The following is an 18,205-nucleotide window of genomic DNA, read 5'->3' on the forward strand; positions in this document are numbered from 1 at the left end:
CTCATATGCGCCGAGTTAAGCCATAATAACTCTTCAATTATTTGAATTTCATCATAAATTCATTTGATCATAAACTGTAATTTCCGCTTTCGCCTGCGTTCTGACAGGCTATAAAGTATATCCTCTGTAAATTCAGAGCGCATCGGAAACAATGCCATCAAACCTGCTTTAACTTGATTTTGTATTAGAGTGAGTGGTCGCCAAAGACTTAACGGACGTTCATTCCAAAACTCAAATAAAGTTGTATGCGGAAATTTTTGCACAATCAATTTTTCTAATAAGACCGCATAGAGTAACTTACCCAATAAATAAACCTCTGCAAGCATACTTCCTTTCTTAGCGCGTAACTTATCAATATTTAATATACTTTTCAGTCGTTTAAATGCTATTTCAATCTGCCAACGTGCTTGGTAAATATTCTTGATTTGTTCTGCCGAAAGACGTGTTGGTGGCAAAGTACTGATGATCAACATCCAATTAGCCAAATACAATGTGATCGCTTTTGGTGGGTTCTTTGCACACCTTTTACTGGATTGCCTCTTAATTTTTCGACGTACTTGCTCTGCGTCTGCTTCACTTCTAGGAAATGCATGAATATATACTTTGTAGTATTTTTGCTCTGTTTTCGTTCCTCCTATCATCCAAGCTTCTATCACTTGCGGTTGATTAGAATTTTGATTTAATTTTTCTTGCCAATCTATTTGTTTGAACTCTATATGATCGTTTTTTATTATTTTTTCATAAGTCAGCATCGAATTTGGGTTGTACCGAATCACTATTTCTACCCCCATATCAACAACAGGAAGGATGGTTTTTGTGCGACTGTAGCCACGATCGGCAATCACCACATCTCCTTTCTCAAACCTATGATGTTGTAAACTTTCTGCGACTTTACGAGTACTGAGTACAACTTCAAGTAAAGATAAATTCCATAAGTCCATTGCTGTATGTAAGCGATATGTCGCTCCATCTGCACCGCGTTCTTGGATGCTTGTACTATCAACGATTACAAAACGTAAGCTGTCGTCACTTTGTCGGTGTGTGATTTTAAACATATGAATTATGAGTGATTTAATCCAGTTTATGCTCTTACATAATCGTTCTTTAATCGCATCATCGGACAGACGACCATATGTTTGAGCAAACACGCCTGCACAGCTTTTCAATGATAAATCGTGTACACAATACAACATGATAATTTGAAAAAGTTCTTCAGGGCTTTTGATTTTTCTAATGCGTTGAAATGCTTCATGTTGGTAAGCGAGTTCGGAAAAATGAGTAGGAAGGGCTTGCATTAATTGTTCAAATACATTCATGATTGTGACTTAATGATGGTTGTTGGTAAATATTCACAGTAAGAGGTTAATATCTGCCACACCATCATCACAAATTTATTAATGTTTTCCAATGCTTTAACTCTTAACTCGGCGCATATGAGGCGATGCCTCACTTTTCAGAGATGAAAAGTGACAAAAATCTTTCTTTGAGCGAGGGGTACATCCTCATACCCCCGCTCAACATGGCGACATCCATGTCGCCTCACGATCGCAAGACCATCAATGATTCAAAAAGTACAAAATAAATGAATCATCCAAATCACTTGTATGAATAATCAGGCGGTTTGGCTGTATCATCTTTCATCAAGGATTTTTATCGAACTCAGGTTAAATAAATGCTAAGTTTTTAAAAAATTCTGTGCAGGAATCCAAAAAATCATCTCTTGTTTTGCCTTATTTTTGATTTTTTGACACGGGTTCAACGATGGTTTTAAACAATTTAAAGCCGTTTTTTTCAAGCACATAAAAACGTGTAGTCACTTGTTCCACGTCATAGTTTTGATCCATATGTTCTTCTTGTGTGACCAATAAACGACTATTCGCACGTGTTGCGATGACATCTTCTGTTCGTGCCTCGCCCCCAAAACCATCAGCTAACAGTTGCCCTGTACGTTTATTGACGAAAGAATACATTCTACAACTTGCACCACATCCCCACATGGTGGTGACATATTCACCAGCAAAATCTGGTTTTTCTTTCAAAGCATCTCTCAGTCGAGTACGAAACATATTGGCTCTTGGATCAGAAATATCCAGTTTGGCGGTCTTACCCGTATATACCGATTTCACAGGATAATCACGAAACTGGGGAACTGCACTTTTCGCATGAGCAATTGAGATTGCTGTTAGGGTAAAAAACAGACTGATGAGATATTTATTCATTGTTATAACCTAAAGATTTAAAATATTTATTTTCAGTCACAGCATAACAAAACTGGATATCTCCTGCTGTTTATTTTGAGCAATATATTTATAAAAATGCCTCTAAAACAGAGTTTAAAAATATATGCCCTTGCGCCGTACAGGACAAGCGTGTTGCATCATTGACCATTAAATGACGCTGTTTTAATGGGCTGATTCGCTCATTTAAATCCTCAAGATTCAAACCTGTACGTTCAGTATAGAGTTCAGCAACGACACCATCATTTAAACGCAAAGCATTCATCATAAATTCAAACGGCATCTCAACATCTTCGATACGTTTAAACTGCAAATGTTCAGCAGGCACTTTGGCTAAATAGTCTTTAGGCAAACGGGTCTTTTGATAGCGGTAAACACCATCAGTTTGAGTAACTTTGCCATGTGCTCCTGCACCAATTGCCAGATAATCACCAAATTGCCAGTAATTCAAATTATGCGCTGATGGTTGCTCTTTACGCCAAGCAGATACCTCATAATTGATAAAACCACTGGCTTTTAGATATTGCTCACCTTGTTCCTGTATCGCCTCTAAAACATCATCGACTGGCAAAATCGGTTGTGTACGGAAAAAAACTGTATTGGGTTCAATGGTTAATTGATACCAGGAAATATGTGTCGCACCATTTTCAACAGCCAGTTTTAAGTCGTATAACGCCTGTTCCAAGGTCTGTTCTGGTAATCCATGCATCAAGTCAACATTCACTCGTTGAAAACCTGCTTCTCGAGCATTTCGAATCGCTGAAACAGCATCATCATTGGAATGAATACGCCCTAATTTCTTTAAATGTTCGGTATTAAAACTTTGCACGCCTATGGATAATCGATTAATACCTGCAGCTAAATAACTTGCAAAAGGATCATGTTCAACTGTTCCCGGATTGGCTTCTAAAGTAATTTCACAATCCTGCTCAAAAGGCAGTAAGGCTTTTAATTGAGAAAATAACCATTGATAACCTTGAGCTGAAATAAGTGACGGCGTTCCTCCACCAATAAACACACTATGAATTTCTCGCCCTTGGGCAAATTCAATTTGCGTTTTAAAGTCTTCAACCAATGCCTGTAGATATTCCTGTTCCAAATCTAAAGACAATTTTCCGTCGGGTACAGCATGCGAATTAAAATCACAATATGGACACTTACGCACACACCACGGCATATGGATATAAAGCGATAATGGAATATTTTGAGGGATTAAAGCAGTCAAAGAAAAGCTCAAAGCAACTAACAGAATAATTAATTTTAACATGACTTCTAGCTTCTGATTAGAACAACTCATCAAATTGCTTTAGACTGGATATGCGCAATAAAAAGTAGATGAACAAGAATGATGAAATTATCCAGTCAATTGTTATTTCTTTTACCACTCACCATGGGCATTGGTATTGCTATGGCGTTTCAAACAGCCATCAATACGCAACTGCGTGAATATCTTTACTCCCCTTTACAAGCCGCGCTTTTATCTTTTTTGGTGGGTACACTATTGCTCGTAGTTTTGGTAATCTTCCAGTCTGAACAAAAACCAACACTACACAGTTTCGCTGTGATTCCTTGGTATCTCTGGCTAGGGGGTTGTCTTGGGGTTTATGCCATTAGTATTAGTATTTATACTGCCCCTAAACTTGGTTTCTTAACCCTTTCAGGGTTGATTATCTTCGGGCAGATCGCCACATCAATGATCATTGATCACTTTGGTGTATTGGGTACAGATAAAGTGCCAGTCAACTGGCAACGTCTTATAGGTGGCGTGGTGATTTTTATAGGTGTGCTTCTCACTCTACAACGCTAACCAGTTTATTTTTTCTTAAGCACATTTAAAACGAGTATTACCTGTGTCTGTATCAGTAAAAGCCACGACTACCCGCTTTGAATTAAAGCAACTTTTTCATTTGATGCTGCCGATTTTGATCACTCAATTTGCTGCCGCAGGCTTTGGATTGATTGATACCATCATGGCTGGGCATATGTCTGCCGAAGATCTCGCCGCAATTGCTGTTGGGGTTGGATTATGGATTCCAGTGATGTTGCTGTTCAGCGGTATCATGATTGCCACAACACCTTTGGTTGCTGAAGCCAACGGCGCACGTACGCCTGAAAAAATTCCTTCGATTGTTCGTCAATCGTTATGGGTTGCTTTCTTACTTGGCTTGATTGGAATGATGGTTTTGCAAATCATTCCATTGCTTTTGCCTCTTGTTGGTGTGCCTGAGTCTCTGCTTCCTAAAGCCAGCCTGTTTTTACATGCAATTGCTTTCGGTATGCCGGCTTTTACCATGTATTCAACTTTACGAGGATATTCTGAAGCTTTAGGTTATCCACGTCCTGTCACAGTGATTAGCCTCGTGGCACTGGTGGTGCAAATTCCACTCAACTTTATTTTTATGTATGGTATTGGACCGATTCCACATCTAGGGAGCGCGGGGTGCGGTTTCGCCACAGCATTATTGCAATGGCTCATGTTCATTACAATCAGTACTTATATTTTCAAAGCAAAGCGTTATCAGTCGACTCAACCCTTGAGTAAATTTGAGAAAATGGACAGTGTACTCATCAAGCGTATTCTTAAACTGGGTTTACCGATTGGTTTAGCGATTTTCTTTGAAGTGAGTATTTTTAGTACGGGTGCAATTGTGCTCAGTCCATTGGGAGAGATTACGGTTGCCGCACATCAAATTGCCTTATCCGTCACCTCTCAGCTGTTTATGATCCCAATGTCACTCGCTTTGGCGCTGACGATTCGTACAGGAACCTATTTTGGTGAAAAAAATTGGTTCGCCATGCGTAAAGTGCAAAAAGTTGGATTAATGACCAGTACCTTATTTGCCTGTACCACCATGTTATTACTGTTGCTATTACGTCCAGAAATCGTTTCTGTTTATACGCGTGATTATGATGTATCTCAAGCTGCCATTTATTTGATTCTATTTGCAATTGGCTATCAGCTCATGGATGCTTGGCAAGTGAGTGCTGCTGGTTGTTTACGTGGAATGCAGGATACCAAAGGACCCATGTGGATCACGATGCTGGCTTATTGGATCATCGCCTTTCCAATTGGAATCTATTTGGCACGTTATACTGATATGGGTGCGGCGGGTGTCTGGACAGGTTTAATTATTGGATTAACGGTTGCTTGCGTCTTATTGCTTATGCGCTTATATAACAATAACAAACGCTTAGCACAAAACTAATAATTAAAATTTTAAATAATGCTGTTTTATTAGCAGCATTATTTTTTCTAAATCAAGTCAACTCAAACTGAGTTATATCATCTAAACAATACATCATCTGTCTAAATCCTCAGGTGACTTGACCAGATCATATAAAGTTCATGATGAACTTAAATTTTTCCATCTATTCAGATTGAAGCTGATAGGCATGTTGAAATTTCTCAGACATTTCCGATACATCTGCAACCTCTTTGATGATTGCTTGCCCAACAATCACATCCGTACCATTAAACGTCATGGTTGGCGCGCCGTATAACGCATAACCTTCGTTAAGCGCTTTGCTCACCCTTGCACAAAAGTGAACATCATCTTTGCCCGTTAAATAACGATAAACTTTCATCCAACTACAACTATATGAATATGTGAAAACATTTTAATCCAAAATACACAAAAACAGGCTTATACTGTCCAACGAGTTTAAATATCAAAAATAGCCAAGCAGAAACAAACGCTTAACAAATTAGAGTAGGCAGTTTAACAATAGTCGCCTATGATCAAAATAAATGAAACATCTAATCTAAACTGAAGGATGATTACGAATGTCGAAAAGTACCAGTACACCCGGTCGCCGCTTTATGAAACTTGCCAGTATGACTGCAAGTATTGCGACAAAAACGGTATCAAATTCAATTCGTAACTTCAATGCAGATGAAGAGCAGAAAAATGAAGCGCGCAGCAAGCTGTTTCAAGATATTGGCGTACAAATCGCAGACACCTTAGGTGAAATGAAAGGTGCTGTAATGAAAGTTGGGCAAATCGCCTCTCAGTACAAAGATATTTTTCCGCCAGAAGTTGCTCGTGCCATTGCCAAATTACAACGCCAAGCACCTGCAATGCCCTTTATTGAAATTAAGCAGCAAGTCGAACGAGAGCTTGGCAAACCCATTGATCAAGCCTTTTTATATTTTGATGAGCAACCTTTTGCCGCAGCCTCAATTGGTCAGGTACATAAAGCAACTTTGAAAAATGGCACAGAAGTGGTGGTTAAAGTTCAGTACCCAGGTGTGGATGAAGCCTGTGAAAGTGATTTAAAACAAGTTCGCCTAGCATTACGTCTTATGGGGGTACTTAAAGTTGATAAGAAATTACAAGACCGCTTATTTAAAGAAATTCAAGACAGCCTGCATGAAGAATTGAATTACGAAATCGAAGCACAAAATTTACAAGTATTTCGAACTTTCCATCAGGCTTTGGATAGCAAAATTATTATTCCAAAAGTTTTTACTGAATACTCAAGTCGTCGAATCCTGACCTTAAGCCTTGAAAAAGGTGAAAGTATTGAAACTGCAAGCACTTGGGACTTAGATATTCGCAATGAAATTGGTCGTCGTTTGATTCTAGCACTGGGTCAACAGATCTTTTTCTTAAAACGCTTCCATTGCGATCCACACCCAGGCAATTTTGCTTTCCGTGAAGATGGTAGTGTGATTATTTATGATTTTGGTGGAGTAAAAACCTTATCCAATGAAATCATTACCCATTTTAAAGCTTTAGTCAGAGCTGCGAGAAAACAAGATATTGCTAGCATTGAAGAGCATTTAACCGCATTGGATGCATTGGCTGAAAAAAGCGAGTTCCCTGAAGAGCTTTATCAAGCATGGCTCGAAGTTTTATTACGCCCACTGACGACACATTATGATTTTGCTGAAAACTCAGCCCATCATGATGGTATTAAATTGGTGAAAAAATCTCTGAAATACTGGGATGTATTTAAGCCATCTCCAGATACTTTAATGGTAAATCGTACCATTTCAGGGCAATACTGGAATCTGATTCAACTGAAAGTTCATGATAATTTGAATGATCTTTTCGAAGAATTGGTTCCACTGCAAGATTAAGAAAAGGTTGATAACTAAGGTCATTTATACAGTGAGTGAATCAGGGGATGTATCGTTAAAACTCGAATTGAATAATCATTATCTCTCACGGTAGTGATTAATTTTATTTTAAGGCAATCATCTTAAATTAAAACCATATTTGAAACCTAAGCACCCTCCTCCTGCTTAGGTTTCTTTTTTATTTTCAGCAATATGAAATCATTTTTATCTGACAGATTGAACTCAAATTTAAATAGACTTTACAAATTATATGTTATGTTATAATATTTCATTAAGCCAAAATAATGAGAGGATCAAATCATGCGTCCAGGTATCCATCCAGAGTATCGTGAAGTGTTGTTCCATGACACCAATGCAAATGCATTCTTCGTAATTGGCAGTACGATCAAGACTGCAAATACCAAAGAACATGAAGGTAAAATATATCCTTATGTAACATTAGATATATCGAGTGCTTCTCATCCTTTCTATACGGGTGAAATCCGTCAAGCAAGCAATGAAGGTCGTATTGCCAACTTTAATAAACGTTTTGCACGTTTTAAACGTTAAGTTTAAAACTGTTGTTCAAGCCTAAGTTACCTCTCTAAACTTAGGCTTTTTTTTATTCTTAGATTCTCTGATGAAGTGCAACAGAGATTTATATTATTTTGTTGATAAAATCATTTGCACAATATAAAAACCAATCGCTAAAAAGACGACACCGACAATAACACTTGAAACTGTATAGGCCAGCGCAATAGGAAAGTGTCCTTGGCGAATGAGTTGAAAAGTTTCTAAGCCAAAACTGGAAAAAGTCGTAAATCCACCGAGGATTCCCACCATGAAAAACAAGCGTGTTTCTTGTTGTAGAATTGGATAACGCAGGGTAAAAGCAAAGAAAATTCCTGCCAGAAAACACCCTAAAATATTAATTGACCATGTTGCCCAAGGAAAAAGGCTGAGAGGTTTAGAAATCAAAAAACCAGCCCCATAACGTAAGCTTGCACCAATTGCTCCACCACATGCGACCAATAGCCAATTCATGTTCTAACGTCCTTCAATCTTCTTTAAATCAATTCTTTTAACACTAACGACGCAATGCCACTTTGTTTGTGTATAACCCAATAGTTATCCACAATTTTACACAACAATAGTAAGCAATCTAATCGAGTGGTGTCTCATTTTTTACATAAAAGTTCAATGCAGGAACCACAAATGCAAAGACATCTTGTTCCCGAACTTCCCACTGTTGTAGTAATGGACAATCAATATTTAGCACCTGTGCTGCTTGAATTTGATTAAAATCAAAAGGCATTTCAATATCACCTTGTGACAAATGTTCAGGCTGATCAACCCATTCCACCCAAGCATGATCTTGATCCACAAGATAGGCAATAGCGTCTTTCCATGAAGGAAACAAAGGGTGCCAAGCTTGAGGGAGTTGCTGATCTGTTTTGATCTTAACTGCGCTGGAAAGTCGATAAAGTGCATCTAGCTCAATCTGTGTCTGAATAATATCATCTTGTCTTTCATGGACAAATTGCAAGGCATATTGTGCAGGCATCGCATCACTTGTTAAACGCCCACTGAGTACATACAGTTTCTGATCAATCATGACCTGTTCAAAAATCACCGTTTTGTCTTGTTGCTCAGGTGCAATATAAAAACGCCAATTGCTTTGTCGAGGTGATGGCATGAGCTGACGTAAACGACCTAAAAAAGAAAAGCCAAAATGCTGGTGTTGGTAAGTCAAAATACTAAAAATCGTTTTACCTTGTTTTTCCCACAATTGAACATGACTCGGATAGCGTGAACGGACTTTTTCTATATCCACCAACCACGACAAATAAACAATATTTTTTACCTGACTTTGTAACTGCAAAAAGGGAATAAAACGCATCAAGATACGGCGTAAACGAAGTAAAAATGAGCATTGCGCAAAAAATGCAATGAGTTTTAAAGTAACGCCTGCAGTTTGTTTTTTAAGACGATGTCGGTTCATAAGACACGATGACTGTTCCCTTCAAGCATTTGATTCTAACAAATACCGTTAAAAAATAATTTATCTGGCAAAACACATGAGAACATTACTGATCTATGAACGATAGGTTATGCTATGTGCACGACTGAATATGGAATTCTCAAATCATGGTTCAAGATTTATTGAAACGACTTCAAACTGGCAAAGCAAAATTTGCCGATGTTATTCAACATATTGAAGCGCGTTATACACATACCCCAACCGCATTTCAAAATGGTCAACAACATAATGCAGCAACAGAAAACCAAGGCAGTGCTAAAGTTTTTTCTTTTGCTCAGCTAAATCAACTCGACCAACAGCAAACCTTGAACTTGTTCGCAGAACACTATGCTTCTGTTTTGGCGACTCCAGATGCGTCAGATCATCAAAATATTCGTCAATTTATGCAAAATGGTTGGGATGGCATTCAATTTGAGGGTGTAGCTTTAACTGCGAAATAATATCTATCATCATTGTAAACATCAATGAATTGGCTCAAGCTACATATCGCAATTAAAACAATAAAGGGATCAAATTGATCCCTTTATTCTGCGCTTATGGTCGCTCATCATATTGTGGCAAACCATCACAAATATGATCCCACTCTGCTTTATAGGCTGCATAAATATGCATGGTGGGTTGATGTTCCAATGCCGTGTCGAGTGTTCCAATTCTTAAACGATAGGTCTCTGGAGCTTCAGCTTTGATGCTGATAATCGGCGAGCCACACTCCTGACAAAAACATCGCGTGGTAGTCTCGGTTGATGCAAACTGTTTTAGCAACGACTCACCCTTTACGATTTTAAAGTCTGCTTTTTGAATGGGTGCATTGGTCGCAAATGCCGTACCATTTGCTTTTCGGCAACGTTTACAATGACATTGGATGACTGGACCTACTTCACCATGAACCTCATAATGAATCCCTCCACACAAACAACTTCCTGTATATAATTTTTCAGCAGACATTTTTGAAAATCTCACCATGTGCAAAATGATTAGTTACTCCATCAAGTTAGCACAAAATATCTACTTTTAGCGGAAATAAATCCTTTTTTATAACAGGTCAGAAAGATATTGATGCACGCCTTCACCTGCCGCTCGACCAGTAGCAAAACAAGCCGTCAATAAATATCCACCTGTCGGTGCATCCCAATCCAGCATTTCACCACAACAAAACACCGAAAGATGAGATTTGAGTTGTAAATCCTGAGTCAATGCTTGTTCTTTGACACCACCTGCACAACTAATCGCCTCTTCGATAGGGCGGAATCCCTGTAATTCGATTTTGAGGTGTTTAATCTGTTGCGCCAACTGTTCTGGATCATTCCAAAGCGCTTTATCAACCAATTCACGTAGCAAACTTGATTTTGCTGTGTCTAAGCCTGCTTTACGCCAAATATTGGCAGTCGACTGCTTTTTAGATGGCTGTAATTTTTGTACCAATTGCTGAATAGATTGATCGGGTAACAAATCCAGATACATGACGAGTGGTTGACTTTGTTGAATCAGTTGACGCAATGAGCGTCCTTGCTTATAGATGAGCCCACTTTCCAAGCCATAATGGGTAATAACGATATCACCTTGAGTTTTAACCGAAGGCTCAACCCAAGCATCTACGCGCTTTAAAGGCTGACCAAAAACAGACTGCATATAGTCTGACCATGGATAAACTACGCCCGCATTACTGGGTTGAAAAGTTTCAATTTCAGATGAGGACAACCATTTTTGCCATGCGCCATCACTGCCTAAACGAGACCATGACACAGCACCACATGCCAAAATAATCGCATCAAATTTCTGCTCATTGATTTGATTACTTTTTAAATCAATCATCTTGAGTTGCTGATGTTTCAGGTCAGTAACTTGATGACGATAATGAAACTTAACCTGTTGCTCAACTAAATGCTTCAACCATGCTCTTAACAGTGGTGCAGCTTTCATTTCTACAGGAAAAATCCGCCCAGAACTGCCTACATAAGATTCAATGCCTAAACTTTGCATCCACTTTTGAATCCAAGCAGCATCCCACTTTTCAATCCAAGGTCTCAACCATTCCACTTGATCATAACGTTGAATAAATTGCTCAAAGGTTTCAGCATGTGAGATATTCAGTCCCGTTTTTCCCGCCATCAAAAACTTACGTGCTGCCGATGGCTTTTGTTCAAAAACATGAATCTCATAATTTTTATATTGGCTTAAAACATCTGCCGCCATTAAACCTGCAGGACCTGCACCAACAATTGCAACTCTCTTAATCGACATGTGCTTGCTCGGATGATGTCTCGGCTGCCTGCCCATGACGAGGTTGCATATCATCAAAACGAGTTAAATAATGCTCAGGCTTACGAATAATCAATTGCTGACACAACTCACCACGTTCTAAGTATTTAATTTCAAAATGTGTTCGTGCTGAATCTGATGCAATAATTTGTTTCTCGTAAGGAAGTTTCCAAACGTCTTGTAACTGTTGCTCTGCTTCCGCGATATATTCGGGAATATTACTGGCCAATGTAATGCTGCCATTTGGCTGTAGCCTAGAAATCAAAAACTCAAAAAAAGGCATATTTAACCAGCGTTGTGCTGGATTATGCGGTTCAGGATTTGGATAGAGAATAAACAACTGTTGCACCTGTGCTGGGTACAATGCATGTACAACCCATGGCAATGCATCGGCATGAATTGGTGTTAAATTGGTTTGCCCTTCTAATTGATGCTGTTTTTGCATCGCCACAAATTTTTCACGTGTGCGCTCGATTGCAATCAGGCTCAAGTCTGGATGTTGTCCTGAAAACAACAATGCATGTTTGCCTTTCCCTGCCCCAATTTCCACACAAATAGGAGTATTTTCAATACATTGAAAATCACGGGGAGCATGCATACGCTGTGCTTGAAATTGACGAATCGGCATAATCAGATCAAACTAAGAAAAATCGCTGCAAGTTTAACAATTCTTTGCAGGTTTTGCTTTTCTAAATGAGAGTTTCTGTATGGCTAAAACATTTCCTTGTCCACGATGTGGTGAACCTTCAACATGGGAAGCAAATGAATTTCGCCCATTTTGTTCTGACCGATGCAAATTGATTGACCTCGGTGCCTGGGCGAATGATGAATATAAACTTCCTACTCAAGATGCGCCTCAAATGGATCAAAAACGACATGAAGATGATTATGAAGATTAATCAATCATGTGGCTGCCCAAATTCGTTTAAGTACCTTAAGCCAATTTTTAAAGCATATTTGTTCAATCAATTGATCTGAATAACTGCGTTGTCGCATTGCACTGATGAGTTTCGAAACTCCCATAATATCTTTGAGTTCATTACTAATCAGTGCACCATCAAAATCAGAACCAAAGCCGACATGTTCTTCACCTAAGTAGCGCATCATATATTCCAAATGATCTAAAATAATATTGATGGCCGTATCGGCATTGCGCTGTCCGTCTGGTCGTAAAAATGCCACATCAAAATTTACTCCAACCATACCTTGACTATCACGTATCGCCTTTAATTGAGTATCCGTTAAATTTCGTGCTTGTGGACACAATCCATAAGCATTGGAGTGAGTTGCAACAATCGGTTGCGCTAAAATCTCTGCTGTATCCCAAAAAGCACCCTCATTCATATGTGAGACATCAACGAGCATCTTTTTATCCGCACAACGTGCAATTAAAGCTTTACCCTCAACTGTAAGACCGGGACCTGTATTTGGAGAATGAGGAAATTTAGCATTTAAACCATGTCCAAACTGACTTGGTCTATTCCATAGTGGTCCTATACTACGCAACCCTGCATCATATAAGACATCCAATAGTTTAGGATCTTGTTGTAAAGCTTCTGCCCCCTCCATATGAAGGACAATACTCAACTTTTTTTCAGTGATACAAAATTCAATGTCTTCAACAGATGTACAGATTTGAATATTGTGCGAACGTCTAGTCAACTGTTGAGCTAAATCAAGCTGCTGCAAACAAATCTGTTCAATCTGTTGTTGGGTAAACTCATCAATGCTTTGATCGAATAGTTTATTCGGATGATGTTGCTTTACATAATCAAATGGCGGTAGAAAAATAGCAAAAAACCCACCTGCAAAACCTGCTTTCTGACAGCGTTTGAAATCAAGATGCCCAGGCAATCCTTGATGGATAAAAGCATCGACAGGATCATGATCATCAGATAACCACAGCCTTGTTAAAACATCATTATGACCATCGAAAATTGGAATTACATCGTGGCGCATACTGCACATCTCGCTAAAATTATCCATTTGATATGTTTAAAACAGAAATGTGATTATTCATTCGTTTAGAATTTTTACTATTGCGAAAAATCAAATTACTGAGGGAAACATCTTGTTCAGTTTCTGCTCGTGCTTGTTCAATCAAATGATGATATGGCGATTTAGCACAGACTGGATCAGCATTAGATGCATTGCCCGTTAACATATAAGCTTGGCAGCGACAGCCACCAAAGTCACGGTCTTTATCAGGACATGTACGACAACCTTCAGGCATCCAAGCATCTCCACGATATTGGTTAAAAGCCTTAGATTCATACCAAATTTTTGCTAAAGATTGTTGACGGACATTCGGAAAAGTCATCGGTAATTGACGAGCCGCATGACATGGCAGTGCCATGCCATCAGGCGCTATCGTTAAGAATATTTTCCCCCAACTATTCATACATGCCTTTGGACGCTCTTCATAATAGTCAGGTACCACAAAAATAAGCTTACAAGGACGCTTTTGCTGACGTAATTTTTCTCGATAAGCATTGGTAATGCGCTCAGCACGTATTAACTGGGTTTGAGTAGGTAATAAATACTGACGATTTAAAAAAGCCCATCCATAAAACTGACAAATTGCTAACTCGACAGTGTCCGCATTCAATTCAAGACAAAGCTCAATGATCTGTTCAATCTGATCAATATTATGTCGATGAATGACAAAATTAAGCACCATTGGATATTCATATTTTTTAATAATACGGCACATATTGTATTTTTGTTCAAAGGCATATTTCGAACCCGCCAATGCATCATTTACCAACGGATCGCTTGCCTGAAAACTCACTTGTATATGATCAAGACCTGCTTGTTTTAAACAGCTTACTCTTTGTTCCGTCAACCCCATACCCGAAGTGATAAGATTGGTATAAAAACCTTGTTGATGTGCATGTGCGACTAACTGATCTAAATCTTGACGAACCAAAGGCTCTCCACCAGAAAAGCCTAACTGCACAGCACCAAGCTGGCGAGCTTGATCAAAAACATCACACCACTGTTGGGTCGTTAACTCATTTTTATGTTGTGTATAGTCTAAAGGATTGGAACAATATGGACATTGTAATGGACAACGATAGGTTAACTCTGCAAGTAACCATAACGGTAGTCCAATATCGGTTGTCATTTAAAATCAATCCAATATTGTTGTTGAGCAACTAACATGTAATCAAAAACATCATTGTCTATTTCAGCAATATCTCCAAATTGTTGTTTTAAATAAGTAATAATATCTAAAATACTATTTATCCCATCAATACATTGCCCAATCGCACCAGCGCTTTCATTTAACTTGATCATGCCTTCAGGATATAAAATAACAAAACTATTTTGCGCAGGTTCAAACTGAAAACGGTAGCCAGGTCGCCAAATAGGAATAAGATTTTGATCAAGTGCTTTATTGTTCATCTAAATAATCCTTTATGCCAAACTCGTTGTTTAGTCACAGTATGATAAGGCGCTTCATGATGTATATAAGCCAAAGTTAAAGCATCTAAAATGCTCCATAAAACATCAAGTTTAAACTGTAGTATTTCTAACATTCGTTGCTGTTGCTCATAACTGGTGAAGGAATCCAGTGTAATCGTCAAACCATGCTCAACATCTCGTCGAGCTTGACTTAATCGAGAGCGAAAATATTGATACCCCTGATCATCAATCCAGGGATAATGTTTTGGCCATGAGTCTAACCGCGATTGGTGGATTTTAGGTGCAAATAATTCAGTTAATGAACTACTTGCAGCTTCCCGCCATGACGCTCTGCGTGCAAAGTTGACATAAGCATCTACAGCAAAACGTACCCCTGGGAGGACGAGCTCTTCAGAAATTACCTGTTCACGTCGAAGACCTACAGCTTCTGCCAAACATAACCAAGCCTCTCGCCCCCCACCATCGGGATACGTACCATCTTGATCAATCATTCGTTGAATCCACTCCTGACGTACCCGTTGATCTGGACAATTTGCCATGATCGCAGCATCTTTAAGTGGAATATTAATTTGATAATAGAAACGATTTGCAACCCACGCCTGAATTTGCTGTTGGCTTGCCTTTCCTTCCGACATCATGACATGAAACGGATGATAAATATGGTAATACTGTCCTTTGTCTATAATCGCTTGTTTAAATTCTTCTAGTGTCAACGCTTTTGGTATTTGATTCATAGGGCATCTTATTAAAGTTCAATGTGCATTCCGTCGTAAGCAACCTCTACCCCATTTGCTTGAAGTTCAGCAAATTGGATAGAGTTCTCATTTAAAATTGGATTGGTATTATTAATATGAATCAGTATTTTTTTTACGTCTGAGAGCTGATTCAAATAAGACAATGATCCACCTTCACCACTAATGTACAGATGTCCCATTTCTCTTCCAGTTTTTACGCCTACACCACATTTTTGCATCTCATCATCTGTCCATAGTGTCCCATCAATCATCACACAATCTGAGTTCCTCATCGTCGCCATAATCATGTCATCAACTTTTCCAAGACCAGGCGCATAAAACAACTGCTTTTGTGTTTTTTGGTCTTTAATAATTAAAGCAATATTGTCACCCTCATGCGGATCATGGCGATGGGGTGAATATGGCGGAGCCGCACTTTGAATCAGCAGAGGAATGAATTCCAAATGCTTAAAACCATCTATTCGAAAAGCATGATTTGGGTCAATCTGGCGATATTGCAGTCCACCATTCCAGTGCTTCAATATATTAAATACGGGAAAACCTATACTGAGGTCTTGGTAGACCATTTCAGTACACCATACAGAGATTGGACATCCTTCACGTAAAATAAGAAGCCCTGAGGTATGGTCAAGTTGACTGTCCATCAGAATGACATTCGTAATGCCAGTATCACGTAATTTACGCGCTGGTTGAGCTGCCCTAAAATCAAATAACTGTTGGCGAATATCTGGTGAAGCATTTAACAAAATCCAGTCCGTGCCATTTTCAGAAATGGCAATCGAGGACTGTGTTCGAGCTGTGGCTTGGATCGTGCCTTTACGGATACCATCACAATTAACACAATTGCAATTCCATTGTGGAAATCCACCACCTGCGGCTGAACCCAATACATAAATATACATAGCAGTAAGATCTGATGATGATAAAGATCTAAGCCCCAGATCAAGGCTAGGGCTTATTTGGGTTTGAAAGTAAAAATAATTAACGGGCTTCGAAGTACATGGTAACTTCAAAACCAATTCGTAAGTCAGTAAAAGCTGGTTTTATCCATTGCATAAAATTTTTCTCCAAATTCAATTCTTATTTAAAAAATTAACACCTAATCAGTACCACAACAGTGTTCAAATTTTATTCTAAATAAAAATACTATCCTTGTAGACCCTGTTTAGTTAATATTTTGTTCGATAGTCGTTATCGTTAAAAATGAGTAAAAATTATTCGCCATGTCCGACGAGGTAGATCAAAATCCAAAATTAAGACAATTTTTGTTCCATATTTTAATTCAGTGTAACTTTCTTACTCTGATTAAACAGTTTTTTTATAATTTAAACACAATAGACATATATATTTCACAATAAACGCCTATTTTTTAACACACGCTTAGCTATATGATCATTGCGTGCTAAATGTCACACTTTTCCATATAAAAAATTAAAAAAAGTTTCATTGAAACTAAATTGGAGTATCAAAATGTATATAGGTTTAAAAGTTTTTACTGCTATTTTAGCCATTTTATGTGTATTTTTTACCACGATAGGCATTTATGCACTTGATGCATCACTGATTATTATTGGTATTCTCTTTGCAGCTTCAATTCTCTTGATTGTTTTAGAGGCGCAAAATCGATCAACCAATCCGTTTATAAAACGCTAACACTACCATCGAATAAATAATTGAGAATGAACGATCATTAGCTCACTCATTGCATTATCCAACACTGACTGAGCTGTATTTTATTAGATGGCAAGTTTCGAAAAAATTACCCTGCTTTACTTGCCACGAATGGATTATGCTGTTTCTCAAACCCAATCGTACTCATAGGGCCATGCCCTGAAATAAATTGGGTTTCATCAGGTAAGCTAAAACATTCACGCTGAATAGAATCTAGTAATTGTTGATGATTGCCTTTTGGAAAGTCTGTGCGCCCAATTGAACCTTTAAACAATACATCACCCGTCCACAGCACAGCATATTTAGCATTGTAAAAGATGACATGACCAGGGGTATGTCCAGGCGCAAAACGAACTTCAAATTCCTCCTGCCCTAATTTCAAAGTTTCACCACCTTCAAGCCATTGATCAACTTTAACTGGCTCGGGAATAGGAAAGCCATAACGAGCAGACACTTCTTGAATCATATCTAACCAAAATTGGTCTTCTTTATGTGGACCAATCACAGGTACATTCCATGCTTTAACCAATGCACCCACAGCACCTGCATGATCCAAATGCCCATGCGTTAACCATAACGCTTTTACCGTTAAGCCAAGCGCTTCAACTTCTTGTTTTAATTTTTCAGGCTCACCACCTGCATCAATCAGTACCGCTTCTTTAGTTTCCGAGTCCCAAACAATCGAACAGTTTTGAGCAAACGCCGTTACGGGTACAATTTTGACTTGTAACATAATAATTTTCCTAAAAGA

General features: G+C 38.5%; 23 protein-coding genes. 7 read left to right on the forward strand and 16 right to left on the reverse strand.

All coding sequences use genetic code 11. The annotated features are described in order from the left end of the window. Positions 1-59: 59 nt before the first annotated feature. From F938_RS18490 to hemW, 3 genes are all read right to left on the reverse strand, one after another. Positions 60-1,316 (reverse strand): transposase, encoded by a 1,257-nt coding sequence (locus F938_RS18490; RefSeq protein ID WP_005034183.1) that lies wholly within the window; start codon positions 1,314-1,316, stop codon positions 60-62. A gap of 414 nt (positions 1,317-1,730) precedes the next feature. Beyond that, a complete protein-coding gene (locus F938_RS18495) occupies positions 1,731-2,219 on the reverse strand; it encodes a hypothetical protein (protein ID WP_005034185.1) in 489 nt (162 codons plus the stop codon). A gap of 88 nt (positions 2,220-2,307) precedes the next feature. Next, positions 2,308-3,504: a radical SAM family heme chaperone HemW gene (hemW, locus tag F938_RS18500; RefSeq protein WP_005034189.1), complete on the reverse strand. Its 1,197-nt coding sequence runs from the start codon at positions 3,502-3,504 to the stop codon at positions 2,308-2,310. A 78-nt stretch (positions 3,505-3,582) separates the two neighbouring features. Between hemW and F938_RS18505 the strand changes: the two genes are divergently transcribed. Both F938_RS18505 and F938_RS18510 read left to right on the forward strand, forming a co-directional pair. Next, the gene (locus F938_RS18505) at positions 3,583-4,044 is read left to right on the forward strand and encodes a DMT family transporter (protein ID WP_005034196.1); all 462 of its coding nucleotides are present in this window, start codon (positions 3,583-3,585) and stop codon (positions 4,042-4,044) included. A 43-nt stretch (positions 4,045-4,087) separates the two neighbouring features. Next, positions 4,088-5,443: an MATE family efflux transporter gene (locus F938_RS18510; RefSeq protein WP_004825259.1), complete on the forward strand. Its 1,356-nt coding sequence runs from the start codon at positions 4,088-4,090 to the stop codon at positions 5,441-5,443. A gap of 163 nt (positions 5,444-5,606) precedes the next feature. Here F938_RS18510 and F938_RS18515 read toward each other — a convergent pair whose 3' ends face one another. Next, a complete protein-coding gene (locus F938_RS18515) occupies positions 5,607-5,822 on the reverse strand; it encodes a DUF1737 domain-containing protein (RefSeq protein WP_005034198.1) in 216 nt (71 codons plus the stop codon). Positions 5,823-6,021: 199 nt separating this feature from the next. Between F938_RS18515 and F938_RS18520 the strand changes: the two genes are divergently transcribed. Both F938_RS18520 and F938_RS18525 read left to right on the forward strand, forming a co-directional pair. After that, complete coding sequence (locus F938_RS18520; protein WP_005034200.1) at positions 6,022-7,320, forward strand: ABC1 kinase family protein; 1,299 nt, start codon at positions 6,022-6,024, stop codon at positions 7,318-7,320. Between the two features lie 300 nt (positions 7,321-7,620). Then, complete coding sequence (locus F938_RS18525; protein ID WP_005034202.1) at positions 7,621-7,869, forward strand: type B 50S ribosomal protein L31; 249 nt, start codon at positions 7,621-7,623, stop codon at positions 7,867-7,869. Positions 7,870-7,962: 93 nt separating this feature from the next. Here the strand turns inward: F938_RS18525 and crcB are convergent, their stop codons facing one another. Together crcB and F938_RS18535 are read right to left on the reverse strand one after the other, a co-directional pair. Further along, positions 7,963-8,343 carry a fluoride efflux transporter CrcB gene (gene crcB, locus F938_RS18530; RefSeq protein ID WP_005034204.1) on the reverse strand — a complete coding sequence of 127 codons (381 nt, stop codon included), beginning with the start codon at positions 8,341-8,343 and terminating at the stop codon, positions 7,963-7,965. 118 nt (positions 8,344-8,461) lie between these two features. Next, positions 8,462-9,301, reverse strand: coding sequence for a DUF2071 domain-containing protein (locus F938_RS18535; RefSeq protein ID WP_005034206.1), 840 nt, complete (start codon positions 9,299-9,301; stop codon positions 8,462-8,464). A 146-nt stretch (positions 9,302-9,447) separates the two neighbouring features. Here F938_RS18535 and F938_RS18540 point away from each other — a divergent pair, with 146 nt between their 5' ends. Next, a complete protein-coding gene (locus F938_RS18540) occupies positions 9,448-9,780 on the forward strand; it encodes a HopJ type III effector protein (RefSeq protein ID WP_005034208.1) in 333 nt (110 codons plus the stop codon). A 94-nt stretch (positions 9,781-9,874) separates the two neighbouring features. Here F938_RS18540 and F938_RS18545 read toward each other — a convergent pair whose 3' ends face one another. From F938_RS18545 to F938_RS18555, 3 genes are all read right to left on the reverse strand, one after another. Further along, complete coding sequence (locus F938_RS18545) at positions 9,875-10,285, reverse strand: GFA family protein (protein ID WP_005034210.1); 411 nt, start codon at positions 10,283-10,285, stop codon at positions 9,875-9,877. Between the two features lie 87 nt (positions 10,286-10,372). Then, positions 10,373-11,581 carry a TIGR03862 family flavoprotein gene (locus F938_RS18550; protein WP_005034212.1) on the reverse strand — a complete coding sequence of 403 codons (1,209 nt, stop codon included), beginning with the start codon at positions 11,579-11,581 and terminating at the stop codon, positions 10,373-10,375. Continuing rightward, positions 11,571-12,233: a class I SAM-dependent methyltransferase gene (locus F938_RS18555; RefSeq protein ID WP_171064878.1), complete on the reverse strand. Its 663-nt coding sequence runs from the start codon at positions 12,231-12,233 to the stop codon at positions 11,571-11,573. Before F938_RS18555 ends, F938_RS18550 begins: the two co-directional genes overlap by 11 nt. 73 nt (positions 12,234-12,306) lie before the next feature. Here F938_RS18555 and F938_RS18560 point away from each other — a divergent pair, with 73 nt between their 5' ends. Beyond that, on the forward strand, positions 12,307-12,498 hold the full coding sequence (locus F938_RS18560) for a DNA gyrase inhibitor YacG (protein ID WP_005034213.1): 192 nt from the start codon (positions 12,307-12,309) through the stop codon (positions 12,496-12,498). A 4-nt stretch (positions 12,499-12,502) separates the two neighbouring features. Here F938_RS18560 and F938_RS18565 read toward each other — a convergent pair whose 3' ends face one another. From F938_RS18565 to pqqA, 6 genes are all read right to left on the reverse strand, one after another. Further along, a complete protein-coding gene (locus tag F938_RS18565) occupies positions 12,503-13,558 on the reverse strand; it encodes a dipeptidase (RefSeq protein WP_005034214.1) in 1,056 nt (351 codons plus the stop codon). A gap of 19 nt (positions 13,559-13,577) precedes the next feature. Beyond that, positions 13,578-14,726, reverse strand: a complete 1,149-nt coding sequence (gene pqqE, locus F938_RS18570; RefSeq protein ID WP_005034215.1) for a pyrroloquinoline quinone biosynthesis protein PqqE — start codon at positions 14,724-14,726, stop codon at positions 13,578-13,580. After that, positions 14,723-15,007, reverse strand: a complete 285-nt coding sequence (pqqD, locus tag F938_RS18575; RefSeq protein WP_005034218.1) for a pyrroloquinoline quinone biosynthesis peptide chaperone PqqD — start codon at positions 15,005-15,007, stop codon at positions 14,723-14,725. The genes pqqE and pqqD overlap by 4 nt, the downstream gene beginning before the upstream one ends. Next, positions 15,004-15,762: a pyrroloquinoline-quinone synthase PqqC gene (gene pqqC / locus F938_RS18580; RefSeq protein WP_005034221.1), complete on the reverse strand. Its 759-nt coding sequence runs from the start codon at positions 15,760-15,762 to the stop codon at positions 15,004-15,006. The genes pqqD and pqqC overlap by 4 nt, the downstream gene beginning before the upstream one ends. 11 nt (positions 15,763-15,773) lie before the next feature. Then, positions 15,774-16,685, reverse strand: a complete 912-nt coding sequence (gene pqqB / locus F938_RS18585; protein WP_005034224.1) for a pyrroloquinoline quinone biosynthesis protein PqqB — start codon at positions 16,683-16,685, stop codon at positions 15,774-15,776. Positions 16,686-16,764: 79 nt separating this feature from the next. After that, positions 16,765-16,839 carry a pyrroloquinoline quinone precursor peptide PqqA gene (pqqA, locus tag F938_RS23985; protein ID WP_009584944.1) on the reverse strand — a complete coding sequence of 25 codons (75 nt, stop codon included), beginning with the start codon at positions 16,837-16,839 and terminating at the stop codon, positions 16,765-16,767. Between the two features lie 414 nt (positions 16,840-17,253). On the opposite strand from pqqA, the gene F938_RS18590 reads away from it, so the two are divergent. Continuing rightward, positions 17,254-17,436 carry a hypothetical protein gene (locus tag F938_RS18590; RefSeq protein WP_005034225.1) on the forward strand — a complete coding sequence of 61 codons (183 nt, stop codon included), beginning with the start codon at positions 17,254-17,256 and terminating at the stop codon, positions 17,434-17,436. A gap of 106 nt (positions 17,437-17,542) precedes the next feature. Here F938_RS18590 and F938_RS18595 read toward each other — a convergent pair whose 3' ends face one another. Continuing rightward, complete coding sequence (locus tag F938_RS18595; RefSeq protein ID WP_004825281.1) at positions 17,543-18,187, reverse strand: MBL fold metallo-hydrolase; 645 nt, start codon at positions 18,185-18,187, stop codon at positions 17,543-17,545. Between the last annotated feature and the right edge of the window lie 18 nt (positions 18,188-18,205).

The organism is Acinetobacter bereziniae LMG 1003 = CIP 70.12 (assembly GCF_000368925.1).
Lineage (GTDB): Bacteria > Pseudomonadota > Gammaproteobacteria > Pseudomonadales > Moraxellaceae > Acinetobacter > Acinetobacter bereziniae.

Coding starts and splice junctions, on each gene's coding strand:
- F938_RS18560 (WP_005034213.1), top strand. CDS start 12,307: ATGGCTAAAACATTTCCTTGTCCACGATGTGGTGAACCTTCAACATGG.
- F938_RS18515 (WP_005034198.1), bottom strand. CDS start 5,822: ATGAAAGTTTATCGTTATTTAACGGGCAAAGATGATGTTCACTTTTGT.
- pqqE (WP_005034215.1), bottom strand. CDS start 14,726: ATGACAACCGATATTGGACTACCGTTATGGTTACTTGCAGAGTTAACC.
- F938_RS18495 (WP_005034185.1), bottom strand. CDS start 2,219: ATGAATAAATATCTCATCAGTCTGTTTTTTACCCTAACAGCAATCTCA.
- F938_RS18490 (WP_005034183.1), bottom strand. CDS start 1,316: ATGAATGTATTTGAACAATTAATGCAAGCCCTTCCTACTCATTTTTCC.
- F938_RS18540 (WP_005034208.1), top strand. CDS start 9,448: ATGGTTCAAGATTTATTGAAACGACTTCAAACTGGCAAAGCAAAATTT.
- F938_RS18505 (WP_005034196.1), top strand. CDS start 3,583: ATGATGAAATTATCCAGTCAATTGTTATTTCTTTTACCACTCACCATG.
- F938_RS18525 (WP_005034202.1), top strand. CDS start 7,621: ATGCGTCCAGGTATCCATCCAGAGTATCGTGAAGTGTTGTTCCATGAC.
- pqqB (WP_005034224.1), bottom strand. CDS start 16,685: ATGTATATTTATGTATTGGGTTCAGCCGCAGGTGGTGGATTTCCACAA.
- pqqC (WP_005034221.1), bottom strand. CDS start 15,762: ATGAATCAAATACCAAAAGCGTTGACACTAGAAGAATTTAAACAAGCG.
- F938_RS18565 (WP_005034214.1), bottom strand. CDS start 13,558: ATGCGCCACGATGTAATTCCAATTTTCGATGGTCATAATGATGTTTTA.
- F938_RS18595 (WP_004825281.1), bottom strand. CDS start 18,187: ATGTTACAAGTCAAAATTGTACCCGTAACGGCGTTTGCTCAAAACTGT.
- F938_RS18590 (WP_005034225.1), top strand. CDS start 17,254: ATGTATATAGGTTTAAAAGTTTTTACTGCTATTTTAGCCATTTTATGT.
- F938_RS18545 (WP_005034210.1), bottom strand. CDS start 10,285: ATGTCTGCTGAAAAATTATATACAGGAAGTTGTTTGTGTGGAGGGATT.
- F938_RS18535 (WP_005034206.1), bottom strand. CDS start 9,301: ATGAACCGACATCGTCTTAAAAAACAAACTGCAGGCGTTACTTTAAAA.
- hemW (WP_005034189.1), bottom strand. CDS start 3,504: ATGTTAAAATTAATTATTCTGTTAGTTGCTTTGAGCTTTTCTTTGACT.
- F938_RS18520 (WP_005034200.1), top strand. CDS start 6,022: ATGTCGAAAAGTACCAGTACACCCGGTCGCCGCTTTATGAAACTTGCC.
- F938_RS18550 (WP_005034212.1), bottom strand. CDS start 11,581: ATGTCGATTAAGAGAGTTGCAATTGTTGGTGCAGGTCCTGCAGGTTTA.
- pqqD (WP_005034218.1), bottom strand. CDS start 15,007: ATGAACAATAAAGCACTTGATCAAAATCTTATTCCTATTTGGCGACCT.
- crcB (WP_005034204.1), bottom strand. CDS start 8,343: ATGAATTGGCTATTGGTCGCATGTGGTGGAGCAATTGGTGCAAGCTTA.